Source organism: Serratia sp. MMO-28, from assembly GCF_037199905.1.
GTDB lineage: Bacteria > Pseudomonadota > Gammaproteobacteria > Enterobacterales > Enterobacteriaceae > Chania > Chania oryzae.
Genome location: NZ_JBBCVB010000015.1, coordinates 79,585 through 91,842, shown reverse-complemented (window position 1 = coordinate 91,842; position 12,258 = coordinate 79,585). Strand labels below are relative to the sequence as shown.

The following is a 12,258-nucleotide window of genomic DNA, read 5'->3' as shown; positions in this document are numbered from 1 at the left end:
CTTATTCAGTTAGACTCATGTTTTACTAGAGGTTCCAGCCGCTTTGCCATCCAGGTGGCGATAAACGGCTGGGCATCCTGATTAGGATGCAACCCGTCATCCTGCATCCATTCCGGTTTAATCACCACCTGTTCCATAAAGAACGGCAGTAGCGGAATGTTGAACTGTTTGGCCAGCGCCGGGTAGATGGCACTGAACGCCTCGGTATAGCGGCGGCCATAGTTTGGCGGAATATGAATTTGCATGAGCAGCGGTTGTGCACCCGCCTGCTGCACCTGGGTGATGATCTGGCTGAGATCTTGCTGGATATCCTGGGCCGGGAAGCCGCGTAACCCATCGTTGGCACCCAGTTCAATCACCACCCAGCGCGGCTGGTGCTGTTTCAACAGCTCAGGCAGGCGCGCCAGCCCCTGGGCTGCGGTATCGCCGCTGATACTGGCGTTGAGCACCCGTGGGCTACCGGGGTGTTTCTGCCAGCTATCAGCCAGCAGCGTCGGCCAGGCCTGCGCCACCGGCAAACGGTAGCCAGCACTTAAACTGTCGCCCAGAATCAATAAGGTATCGGCGGCGGCAGCACGTAAACTGAATAATCCCAACAGCAAAAGGAAGGGAAGATGCCAGCGGAAAACGTTCTTGAAGTTCATCATCTTAGTAAACACGTTGGTCAGGGTGAGCATCAGCTCACCATCCTTACCGGAGTCGAGCTGGTTGTCAAACCCGCGCAGACAATTGCCCTGATCGGCGAATCCGGTTCGGGGAAATCGACGCTGCTGGGGATCCTTGCCGGGTTGGACGATGGCAGCGAAGGAGAGGTGCATCTGCTGGGCGAGTCGCTGACTGCCCTGGATGAAGAAGGGCGTGCGGCACTGCGTGCCAAAAACGTCGGGTTTGTGTTTCAATCTTTCATGCTGGTGCCAACGCTGAATGCGTTGGAGAACGTCCAGCTACCGGCGTTGCTGCGTGGCGAGAGCGATCGCCACAGCCGCGAGCAGGCGGTGCAATTACTGGAGCAGCTTGGCCTGGGCAAACGCCTTAACCACCTGCCTGCGCAGCTTTCCGGCGGTGAGCAGCAGCGTGTGGCGCTGGCGCGGGCGTTCAGCGGCCGCCCTCGGGTGTTGTTTGCCGATGAACCGACCGGTAACCTCGATCGCCACACCGGTGAACGCATCGCCGATCTGCTGTTCACCCTTAACCGTGACTTTTCCACCACGCTGATCCTGGTCACTCACGACGAAACGCTGGCGGCGCGCTGCCAGCGGCGGCTGCGCTTGCGTGAAGGCAAGCTGTGGGAGGAAGCATGATCTGGCGTTGGTTCTGGCGTGAATGGCGTTCGCCTTCGCTGCTGATCGTCTGGCTGGCGCTGACGTTGTCAGTTGCCTGCGTGCTGGCGCTCGGCAGTATCAGCGATCGTATGGACAAAGGCTTGAGCCAGCAAAGCCGCGACTTTATTGCGGGCGATCGCGTGTTACGCAGCGCGCGCCCGGTTCCGGAAGGGTGGATCCTTGATGCGCAGCAGCAGGGGCTGCAGGTCAGCCGCCAGCTCAGCTTCACGACCATGACCTATGCCGGGCAGCGCCCGCAGCTGGCGGAAGTGAAAGCGACCGATGTGCTTTATCCGCTGTATGGCAAGCTGGAAACCCGCCCGGCCAATCTCAAGCCCGAGCCGGGCACGGTGCTGGTGGCACCGCGCCTGTTGGATCTATGGGGGATTCGCGTTGGCGACAATCTGGAGGTGGGGGATACCACCCTGCGCATTGCCGGTGAAATCATTCAGGAACCGGATGCGGGTTTCAACCCGTTCCAGACCGCACCGCGGGCGATCATCAATCTGGCGGATGTCGCAAAAACCGGTGCGGTGCAGCCGGGCAGCCGCCTGACATACCGCTATATGTTTGCCGGTTCCGCAGAGGATATACAGCGTTATGAAGAACGCCTGAAGCCGCAGCTCAAGCCGGATCAGCGCTGGTTTGGCCTGGAAGAGTCCGGCAGCGCGCTGGGGAAATCGCTGCAGCGCTCACAGCAGTTCCTGCTGCTTTCGGCACTGCTGACGCTGCTGCTGTCGATTGCCGCCGTGGCGGTGGCGATGAGCCACTATTGCCGCAGCCGTTACGATCTGATTGCGGTGCTGAAAACCTTGGGGGCGGGGCGCCGGGCGCTGAGCCGGCTGATCGTTGGCCAGTGGCTGGCGGTGCTGTTGCTGGCCGGGGCCGGTGGCAGCCTGATCGGGCTGGGGTTTGAAGCGCTGCTGATCCGCCTGCTTTCGCCGGTATTACCAGGGCAACTGCCCGCCGCCGGTGCCTGGCCGTGGGTGTGGGCGATGGGGGCGCTGGTGATGATTTCGCTGCTGGTCGGCCTGCGCCCGTACCGGCAATTGCTGGCCACCCAGCCGCTGCGTGTTTTGCGCCGGGACGTGGTGGCTAACGTCTGGCCGCTGCGTTATTTCCTGCCGGTCAGCGCAGTGATAGTGGTGCTGCTGCTGACCGTGCTGATGGGAGCCAGCACGCTGCTGTGGGCGATCCTCGCCGGGATGGTGGTGTTGGCACTGTTGCTGGGCGGCATTGGCTGGGGCAGCCTGTTGCTGCTGCGGCACATTACGCTGAAAAACCTGGCGCTGCGCCTGGCGGTAAACCGCTTGCTGCACCAGCCGTGGGTGACGATCAGCCAGTTGGCGGCTTTTTCGCTGTCGTTCATGCTGTTGGCGCTGCTGCTGGTGCTGCGTAACGATCTGCTCGATCGCTGGCAGCAGCAGTTACCGCCGGGCAGCCCGAACTATTTCCTGCTGAATATGACGCAAGCGCAGGTGCCGCAGGTGAAAGCTTTCCTGCAGCAGCACCAGCTGAAAGAGGAAACCTTCTACCCGATCGTGCGTGTGCGCCTGACCGAAATTAACCAGCAGGTGGCAACGGAAAGGGTGCATGAGGACGATCCCGGTGGTGAAGCGGTCAATCGTGAACTGAACCTGACCTGGCAGGTGGATCTGCCGGATCATAATCCGCTAACGGCGGGTACCTGGCCGCCGAAGCGCGGGGAAGTCTCCATGGATGAAGGCATCGCCGGGCGGCTGAAAATCAAACTGGGCGATACCCTGACCTTCAGCGGCGATACTCAGTCGTTCAGCGCCAAAGTCACCAGCCTGCGGCAGGTGGATTGGGAAAGCCTGAAACCGAACTTCTACTTTATCTTCCCGCCAGGTGCCCTGGACGGCCAGCCGCAAACTTGGCTGACCAGCTTCCGTTATGACGGCGATGGCCAGATGCTGACCCAGCTCAATCGCCAATTCCCTACGCTGAGCCTGCTGGATATTGGTTCGATCCTGAAACAGGTTGGCGGCGTGCTGCAACAGGTGAGTAGAGCGCTGGAAGTGATGGTGGTGCTGGTGGTGATCTGTGGCGGCCTGCTGCTGCTGGCACAGGTGCAGGTAGGGATGCGCCAACGCAGGCAGGAACTGGTGGTGTACCGCACCTTGGGGGCGGGTAAACGCCTGCTGCGCGGCACGCTGTGGTGCGAGTTCGCCTTACTCGGGCTGGTGGCCGGTATTGCGGCAGCGGTGGGCGCGGAGGCGGCGTTATGGTTGCTGCAAACCAAGGTGTTCGACTTCCCGTGGTCGCCGACGCCGGTATTGTGGTGGGCATTGCCGTTACTGAGTGCGTTGCTGCTTTCGCTCTGCGGTGGTTGGTTGGGCGTGCGCCTGCTACGTGGCCAGGCGCTGTTCCGCAGTTACGAAGGGTGATTGACGGGTTTGATTGTTAAGCAAAAAGCTTGAGCACGGTGAGCCGCACCAGGCCGTTAAGCCAGATGGTGCGGCCACTATGTTTAAGCCAGAACCGCCTCTCCCCACGGGAGAGGCGTGGCCGGAATGGAAGTGTAATGTTAAAGGATGCTTAAGAGTCTGGTGGGGGTATCATTTTACCATCCAGTACAAACAACTAAATTAAAAGTCAGGGTAAAGATAAACTACCGATAGATATTCTTAAGGTAATCAGTAAATCTGGGTTTTTTCTCAATAAAGTCTTCACTATCTCTGTATATACCAATTTAGTACCTATTAAGAGGTATTTTCTATGCTTATTTAACCATAAAATAACCTATCAGCCAGTATGTTCTTTTCTTAAGGAAAGTAGGCAGGAATGTAAATGGATGAGACACCTCAAAACATCATTTCCGATGACGTATCGGGTAGCGTTATCCTTATAAAATGTAAGGATTGCTGCGGTAACCAGACCCGGTTATGCACTTGTGCAACCCACGAGCATATCCGCAATCATCAAGAAGATACTCTACTCATCATTCCTACGCAGCCTCATGATTCCTACACGTGAAAAAATAGCCCAGTACGAAACTATTCAATGAAATATCCAGATAAACCGCTCGGAAAAACCTTGAGTGACATGAATTATTATATTCAAATTACTTGTTACATTTATTTGACTACGTTTTAAAGACTGGATAAAAATAGCGTCATTACGTTTGAGTTATAAAGTGGTTACGGAAATATTTACCTTAGTATGCGGAGTTTGAATGTGTATCTGCGCCGTAGGGTGTAGGTATTACAATATTTATATTCCTATTGTTTCCTAATTGTGCGGGCATAAGAAAATGATTACGCCAAACCCAAACCGTTATTTTGTAGCACAACAGATCACAGATCTCTCTGAACCACTTCTCTTTCGCACGTTAACGGGTGAAGAACGGTTATCTGAAATTTACGAATTCGATGTCGAGCTGCTCTGTCCAAATAATACCCTTGATTTAAAATCACTGCTCGGCAAGTCATTTACTATTACAATTAATGACTTACCTGGTAATCCGCGTTATCTGAATGGCAATATCACCGGCATGTCACTGTCAGGCCGCGAAGAGAGTGGTGAAAAATATTACCTTTATCGCGCCACGCTGCGCCCCACGCTGTGGTATCTGACGCAAAATCAGGATTGCCGGATTTTCCAGAGTAAAAGCGTGCCAGAGATCCTCATCAGCATATTAGGTGAATATAAAGTCAAGGTTGAAAATCGCTTAAGCTATGATTACCGCTCGTGGGATTATTCGGTGCAATACCAGGAAAGCGATTATGATTTTATCTGCCGCTTGATGGAGCATGAAGGGATCTATTTTTATTTCACCCATCAGGCTGACGGGCATACCATGATTCTGACCGATGCGCCTCAGGGGCATAACGTCCTGGCAGGTTATGACAATATTGTTTATCGCCTGACGGAAGGGGGATTAACGCAAAACGACGCCACAATTTATCAGTGGAACGTTTCCGATATTATTACCCCCAGTCTTTACAGCATGGATGATTATGATTTCCGCAAGCCGCGCGCCAACCTGCTAGAGAATCGCCGTAACCCTTTGTCCTACGCGAAAGAAAAGGCCGAGATTTTCGATTGGCCAGGCTGTTATACCGATCAGAGCCACGCGCAGTTTTACACCCGCGTGCGCCAGCAGGAATTTGAAGCCAATCATGAACACATGACCGGGCGTGCCTCTTCGCTTGGCCTGGCGCCGGGATACCGGTTTATGCTGGATAATGCGCCACGCCTGGAAGATGCCCGCGAATACCTGACCATCGCGGCCCGTTATTTCTTTCAGGAAAACAGCTACGTCAGCAATGACGACGATGATGCTGAACATTACATCGATTTTGAGGTTCTGCCCGCCAGCACTCCGTGGCGGCCTAAACGGAAAACCGCCTGGCCAAAAACGCATGGCCCACAGACGGCAGAAGTGGTTGGCCCGGCAGGGGAGAGTATCTGGACCGACAACTATGGCCGGGTGAAACTCAAATTCCGCTGGGATCGCTACAGCAAAGGTGATGAAACCAGCTCGTGTTGGGTGAGGGTTTCCAGTAACTGGGCCGGGTGGCAATACGGCGGCGTGCAGGTGCCGAGGATTGGCGAAGAGGTGGTGGTCGATTTTATCAACGGCGATCCTGACAGGCCGATGATCACCGGGCGCGTGTATAACGAAGACAATATGCCACCGTGGGAGCTGCCGGCCAACGCCACTAAAATGGGGATTATGAGCCGCACCACCGAAGGCAGTATCTCGAATGCCAACAGCATTTTTCTGGACGATACGCCGGGTGCCGAGCTGGTTGATATACACGCCGAACGGGATATGAAGATTTCGGTGGAAAACAACCTGGACATGCTGGTGGAAGGGGACAACACCAGCACCATTCAGGGGTTCAGCGACGCGCTGATTGAGGGGGACGCCACCTCGATGATCCGAGGCGCTTCCGCGGCTTCTGTCGTGGGCGACGCGGTAGAGACCTTCTCCAGCAACCTGACCACCACCGTGGCACAGACGCTGACCACCATTGCGCCAATCATGATGATTCAGCCAACCACCAATCGCGTCTCCATCACGCCCGACGATCTGGAGGCGACAAAACTGAAAGTTTTCGCTGCCGGGCTGCGGGTGCAGGCCGTGGGGGCCGATATTCGGGTGCGTGGGATGCATATTGATTCCACGCAGTTCGAAGCGCAGGTTATTCCCACTTATCTGGGGGTCACCAAAGCCAAAATATTGGCCGATGACACCGTACTGAAGATATTTAAAGCGCAGATTAATATCGGCAAATTGGAGTTGAATGCCAAAGATTTGGTGCTTTATCTCTGATTAGAAAAGCAACGGGGATCCCCTGGAAATAGAACGCTCGCAATGCTCCATAAAGTTATGGGGCATTGCATAGCCAATAACCAATTGAAAAAGAAAATGCTTTTCTGACAAGTGTGATATTTCGCATGTCTTTTACGGATTGCCATTTGGAAGGCGAACTATAAATGAGAATTATCAAGCCGTTGCGTCTCGGGATTATGAACCGCCCTTGTTATTATAAAGCGCATAAGCCTTATTTGGGGGTTGCCGTGCTGGCCTTGGTCGATATGGGAGTTCAGCCCCTGTTGCGTCCAGAGCCGGAATTATGGCAGCTGGCGCAAAGCGAATTATCCAGTACGGGAGGCGTGGTCGATACCGCCTATCCCAAATATTATGCCGAGTTTCTGGCAACCGGCCATGCCTATCCACACGCCTGTCTGGCCGAAAATGTTTGCCGCGTCAGCATTACGCTGGGCGAAAAGCAAAAATCCTTAATCGTTTCCGGCGATCGGCAATGGCAGGGGGCCACGCCGACCCACCCGCGCCCTTTTGCTTCCATGCCGATCAACTGGCAACACGCCTACGGTGGCCCGCAGATCGCGGATAACCCGTTGGGTATCGGGGCAGAGGCCAGCGGCGTTCCCCAGCGTTTGCCCAATATTGAATTGCCTGGCGAACGTATGACCTCGCCGACGCGGCCAATAACCCCCGCCGGGTTCGATGCCGTTGATATCACCTGGCCAGCCCGGCAGGCGTTTATCGGCCGCCGTTACGATGAAGCCTGGGTGCAACGGGGGGCGATCGGCCTGGCCGATGATGCCGATTTCCGCCTGTTCAACATTGCGCCGCGGGATCAGCAGTGGCTGGAGCTGGCCGAACTGCCGCGCGGCACGCAGTACCGGATCGAGAATATGCACCCTGAACAGGCGCTGCTGACCGGGCAGCTTCCGCCCTGGAAAGCGCGCTGCTTTGCGCATCATACGCAAAAGGGCGAAGAGGTGTTCTCTGAGATTGAACTGCGTCATACCACGGTCTGGTTCTTGCCTCATCTGGAAAAAATGATCCTGGTGTACCACGGCGAACTGCCGCTGGAGGCGGAGGAAGAGGATGCCCGCAACGTGCATATGCTGATGCCCGCGCTGGAACATGAAGATCGGCCACGCTCGTTAACCCATTACCGGGATGTGTGGATCAAGCGCAGCGATCGGGAGAAAGGCAGCGCCTTTGCGTTTCAGGATCGCGATCTGCTGCCGGAAGAGAGCCTCGGGCCATGGATAGATAACACCCCTGAGCCGGAAACGGACCATCCGCTGCAGCAAAACCTTGAGGCACGTAAGCAAGCCATCTACCAGGATGCCGATCAACGCCTTCAGGTGGTGGACACGACGCTGTACGCAGAGGCGAAAGAGACGCCGGATATCCCGCGCCCGATGCTGTCTCAACTGCCTGAGTTTATGGCGCAAATGGAAGGAATGGCCAACAAAGCGAAAGGTGACGCCGTCCAGCAGATGGAGCAGCGCATGCCGGAGCGGGATGACTATGATGCGCGGCGCCCGACGGGGCCAGAGTCGGTTAATAAGATGCGTACCGCGTTGCAACAGCAGCAGGGGGCCCTGCATCCCGGCCAGGAAGAGGGGTTGCACCAGCTTTATCGCCTTGGTGTACCCAACCAGAATGCCGCTCCGCGCCTGAGCGGTGAGCGAGCAGCGCAGTTGAGAACCTGGGTGATCGGCAAGATGGCGCAGGATCGTAACTTTACCGGTTGCGATCTCACCGGTGCCGATCTTTCCCACCTCGACCTAAGCGGTGCCAACCTGACCCGCACCATGATGGAGAGCGTGGATCTGAGCCACAGCGTGCTGGATCACGCCACGCTGACGCAGACCATTCTGGCCCGCAGCGTTCTGAACCATACCTCGCTGCGCCACACGCTGTTCCATGAAGTGACGCTGGCGCTGGCTATCTGCAACGACTGTGATTTTACCGGCACCTATCTGAGCCACATAGAAACCGCGGGCGCGCAGTTTGAGCGCTGCAACTTCAGTGAGGCGACGATAGCGAACCAGATGTTCACCGAGACTTCGCTGACCGATTGTGACTTCAGCGCCTCCAGCCTGGATAACGTGATTTTCAACGGCATCACGCTGGAAAATCCCCGTTTTTCCTCGGTGCGCATCAACAAAGGCACCTTTATCGACAGCCACCTGCAGCAGGCGGTGTTTGAAAATGCGCGGCTTAAGCGCTGTTCACTGACCCATTGCCAAGCCGACGGCAGCGATTTCACCCGTGCCCGGCTGGAGAATTGCGCTTTTGTTGCGGGCACCTCGCTGGCAAACGCCCGTTTCACCCACGCGCAGCTGATGCAATGCAACCTGCGCCAAATGCCGCTTAGCGGGGCCGATCTGAGCTTTGCCCGGCTCGAGGGGTGCGATCTGTCCGAAGCCAGCTTACGCCAGGCAACCCTGCGCCTGGTGCAGGCTAACGATTCGCTGTTTATCCGCACCGATCTGACGGGGGCGGATCTCAGACAAGCCAGCCTGATCGGCAGCCGCTTACAGAAATCACGGCTCATCGGCTGCGATCTCACCGCTGCCAACCTGTTCCGCGCGGATATCTCGCAGGCGGAAACCGATGACACCACCCTGATGCATGATGCCTGGGTTAAGCAGATGAAAGTCTACCCGTTGCGTAGTCGAGGAGCCGAATAATGGATGCGGTTCAGCTACAGCAGAAAGTCAAACAGGGGGAAGTGATTGAAGAACAGACCCTGTGCGGCCTCAGCCTGGCCTCCGGCGATCTGGCCGGTGGCATCTTCAGGCAGGTGGATTTCAGCGAAGTTGATTTTAGCGATTGCAACCTGGAACGCTGCCTGTTCCTTGAGTGCACCCTGGCGGGAGCGCTATTTAGCGGAGCCCGGCTGCACTATGCGAGCTTCAGTGAGTCCGATCTGCGCCACGCCAACTTTAGCGCCACCGCGCTGCCTGGGCTGATCTTCAGCGAGTGCAATCTGCAACACGCAGATTTCAGTCAGGCCCGGGCAGAGAAAATGCAGTTTATCGGCTGTCGCCTGGAGCACAGCCGGTTCCGGCAGGCGCAGTTCGACAAGAGTGCCATTTCTGAATCGACGATGGATAACAGCGACTTCACCGAGGCCAAGCTGCAGAAAACCACGTTTTATCAAACGGATTTGCGCCAGTACATCGCCAGCAGGGCGCATTTTGAGCAGGTTAACTTTTTTGAGTGCCAACAGCAGGGGCTCGACTACGGCGGCCAGTCATTGATTCAGTGCCTGTTCACCCGCAATCAGCTCGACAACGTTAATTTCACCGCTGCCGTGCTCACGCGCAGCCTGTTTCATGGGGCATCGATGCAGAAGGCGAACCTGAGCGGCGTTCAGGCGGAAGGGGCCCAGTTTGTGGATGCCGACCTGTCTTCCGCCGACTGTCACGCCAGTCAGATGAATCAGTCGATGTGGATTAACGCCTGCCTGTCTGCAACCAACTTCACGGGGTGTCAGCTTGTACAGGCGCAGTTCAGCAAAAGCCGGGCGCTGGGGGCGGTGTTTACCAACAGCCAACTGGTCTATGCCAATTTTTCCTACGCCGACGTCAGCTATGCCGATTTTGGCGGAGCGCATTTCAACCAGACGCAATTTCACCGGGCGGTACAGCAGGAAACGCACTGGGGAGATAAAACCGGTGTGCTGGCGAATGACCCGGAACTGTTCGCCGCCGAAAGCTGGAGTGAACAACAGTCCTACCCAGCGGATCACGGATAAAAAGGAGAATTTAATGAGCACCGTAACCACATCACACGCTCTGCCGGTCTATTTGCCACAGCAATTCAGTGGCCGGGTGGCGGATATTTTATCCGATGGCAGCATGATCGTCGAAAGTGAAGGGCGCGGCTGGCACTGCCGCCGGGCGGCCAGTTGCCTGCTCACGCCGGAGGCCGGTGATACGGCTTTGCTCGCCCGTTCCAGTGACGAAAAGCTCTGGCTACTGGCGGTGCTGGAGCGCGGCAAACCGCAGCAGGCGGCGCAAATCCTCGTTGAGGGCGATCTGAATATCGCCACGCGCGGCGGTTCGCTCACCCTGAACAGCGAACGTCAGTTGGCGCTGGAAAGCCACCGCTTGCAGGTGAAATCCAGCCACGGCGATTGCAGCATCGGCAACCTGGAATACCGTGGCGACGAACTCAATGCCCGCGTGACCCTCAGCCGCTGGGTCGGCGAACGCTGCGAATCCGTCTGGCATACCCTGACGCAGCTCAGCGAAGTGATCTTCCGCCAGGTGAGCAAGACGGAACATGTGCGTGCCGGGCAACTGGACTACCAGGCCGAAGATTACGCGCGGCTGCACGCCCGCAGTACGATGATTACCTCGGAAACCATCACCAAAATAGATTCGGAACAGATTCACGTAGGGTAAGACCACCATCACTGGCTAACAACAAGAAGGAACTGACTGATGCCTGCAAATTGCCAACTGGCTGGAACAGATTTTGCCGTCGTTGATGTTTGTATCACGCCGCCAGCTATCCCTATCCCTTACCCCAATTTTGCCCAGGGATGTACGGCGATCCCGAACGTGCTGCATATCCTGTTTATCGCCATGCCTGCGCACAACCTGCTGACGCCGATCCCCTTCACCAGCGGCGACTCGCCCGGGGTGCTCGGTGGCGTGTGTTCAGGAACGGTCATGGGCCCCTCCCGGCATATTACCGGCGTGCTGACCTTCCTGGTGGCTGGGTTCCCGGCAACCCGCCTGACCAGCCTGACGCAGCAGAACCTGACCAACGTGATCGGCCTGCGTGTGCTGCCCAGCCAGCTGACGATCTGGCTATTGGGGCTATAACGCGGCCGGGGTTATCGGTGCAACTTGCGGCATTACGGAGAACGGGAGACGCCATGAAACAGGCAGTGTGTATTTGGGGGCAACGCGGGGGGAGATTGCTGGTGGTGATCATCATTGGCCTGCTGCTCTGCGGTTGCCTGAGCATGGGCAGCAAAAAAGCCGAACCCGTGGTGGCGTCTTATCGCATCACCTTCTCCGCGACCCGCGAAGCCAACGTTAACCAGGAGAAAAAGCCGGCACCGTTAAAAATCAGCGTGTTTTACCTGCGCTCCGATAGCGGGTTTATGAGCGCGGATTTCTTCGCCTTGCACAATAAGGCCGCCGCCGTGCTCGGCGAAAACTTAATGGGCACCGAGCAGTTCTTTTTATTGCCGGGGGGAGAGACCGTCAAAATTAGCAGAGAGAAAAAGAGTGAGCGTTATTATATTGGGGTTACCGGGGAGTTTCAGGATTTAAATAATAAAACCTGGCGGATTATTATTCCGATCCCCGATCCAGAAAAAGTGCCGTTTTATAAGTTCTGGCGCGGTCAACCTCCTCCACAGGAAATTAAGGTTGTTGCCAACGGGCAAGGGCTGCGCGTGACGGAAAACAGCAATAAAGAAAAATAAGCCTAAAAACGGTAACCAACGTATTTCAAGCTGAAATACGGCGTGTATTAAGTAATGCCGGTCAGGCAGGCAGAAAGTGTATATACCCAAAATAATTCGAGTTGCTTGTAGGCGGCAACTGAGCGACAAATCGGTCTTTGACCGATTTGAACAGCGCTTGCGCTGGCCCGCAGGGTGAGCCTCTCTGA

Annotated in this window: 9 protein-coding genes; 8 read left to right on the top strand and 1 reads right to left on the bottom strand. The window is 56.2% G+C overall.

Translation table 11 applies throughout. The features are described 5' to 3' along the window. Positions 1-5: 5 nt before the first annotated feature. Positions 6-644, bottom strand: a complete 639-nt coding sequence (gene tesA, locus WG891_RS14745; RefSeq protein ID WP_337263428.1) for a multifunctional acyl-CoA thioesterase I/protease I/lysophospholipase L1 — start codon at positions 642-644, stop codon at positions 6-8. Between tesA and ybbA the strand changes: the two genes are divergently transcribed. The 8 genes from ybbA (at position 615) to tssJ (ending at position 12,070) form a co-directional block, all read left to right on the top strand. Next, positions 615-1,301, top strand: a complete 687-nt coding sequence (gene ybbA / locus WG891_RS14740; RefSeq protein ID WP_156292472.1) for a putative ABC transporter ATP-binding protein YbbA — start codon at positions 615-617, stop codon at positions 1,299-1,301. The genes tesA and ybbA overlap by 30 nt on opposite strands. Next, positions 1,298-3,730, top strand: a complete 2,433-nt coding sequence (ybbP, locus tag WG891_RS14735; RefSeq protein WP_337263363.1) for a putative ABC transporter permease subunit YbbP — start codon at positions 1,298-1,300, stop codon at positions 3,728-3,730. Before ybbA ends, ybbP begins: the two co-directional genes overlap by 4 nt. An 866-nt stretch (positions 3,731-4,596) precedes the next feature. Next, a complete protein-coding gene (locus WG891_RS14730) occupies positions 4,597-6,624 on the top strand; it encodes a type VI secretion system Vgr family protein (protein ID WP_443006160.1) in 2,028 nt (675 codons plus the stop codon). Positions 6,625-6,788: 164 nt separating this feature from the next. Beyond that, the gene (locus tag WG891_RS14725; protein ID WP_337263364.1) at positions 6,789-9,311 is read left to right on the top strand and encodes a DUF2169 family type VI secretion system accessory protein; all 2,523 of its coding nucleotides are present in this window, start codon (positions 6,789-6,791) and stop codon (positions 9,309-9,311) included. Continuing rightward, positions 9,311-10,381 (top strand): pentapeptide repeat-containing protein, encoded by a 1,071-nt coding sequence (locus WG891_RS14720; protein WP_337263365.1) that lies wholly within the window; start codon positions 9,311-9,313, stop codon positions 10,379-10,381. Before WG891_RS14725 ends, WG891_RS14720 begins: the two co-directional genes overlap by 1 nt. Before the next feature lie 13 nt (positions 10,382-10,394). After that, the gene (locus WG891_RS14715; protein ID WP_337263366.1) at positions 10,395-11,033 is read left to right on the top strand and encodes a DUF3540 domain-containing protein; all 639 of its coding nucleotides are present in this window, start codon (positions 10,395-10,397) and stop codon (positions 11,031-11,033) included. Between the two features lie 39 nt (positions 11,034-11,072). Beyond that, positions 11,073-11,459, top strand: a complete 387-nt coding sequence (locus tag WG891_RS14710; RefSeq protein ID WP_337263367.1) for a DUF4150 domain-containing protein — start codon at positions 11,073-11,075, stop codon at positions 11,457-11,459. 53 nt (positions 11,460-11,512) lie between these two features. Continuing rightward, on the top strand, positions 11,513-12,070 hold the full coding sequence (tssJ, locus tag WG891_RS14705; RefSeq protein ID WP_337263368.1) for a type VI secretion system lipoprotein TssJ: 558 nt from the start codon (positions 11,513-11,515) through the stop codon (positions 12,068-12,070). Positions 12,071-12,258 lie beyond the last annotated feature (188 nt).

Coding starts and splice junctions, on each gene's coding strand:
- ybbA (WP_156292472.1), top strand. CDS start 615: ATGCCAGCGGAAAACGTTCTTGAAGTTCATCATCTTAGTAAACACGTT.
- tesA (WP_337263428.1), bottom strand. CDS start 644: ATGAACTTCAAGAACGTTTTCCGCTGGCATCTTCCCTTCCTTTTGCTG.
- ybbP (WP_337263363.1), top strand. CDS start 1,298: ATGATCTGGCGTTGGTTCTGGCGTGAATGGCGTTCGCCTTCGCTGCTG.
- WG891_RS14730 (WP_443006160.1), top strand. CDS start 4,597: ATGATTACGCCAAACCCAAACCGTTATTTTGTAGCACAACAGATCACA.
- WG891_RS14725 (WP_337263364.1), top strand. CDS start 6,789: ATGAGAATTATCAAGCCGTTGCGTCTCGGGATTATGAACCGCCCTTGT.
- WG891_RS14720 (WP_337263365.1), top strand. CDS start 9,311: ATGGATGCGGTTCAGCTACAGCAGAAAGTCAAACAGGGGGAAGTGATT.
- WG891_RS14715 (WP_337263366.1), top strand. CDS start 10,395: ATGAGCACCGTAACCACATCACACGCTCTGCCGGTCTATTTGCCACAG.
- WG891_RS14710 (WP_337263367.1), top strand. CDS start 11,073: ATGCCTGCAAATTGCCAACTGGCTGGAACAGATTTTGCCGTCGTTGAT.
- tssJ (WP_337263368.1), top strand. CDS start 11,513: ATGAAACAGGCAGTGTGTATTTGGGGGCAACGCGGGGGGAGATTGCTG.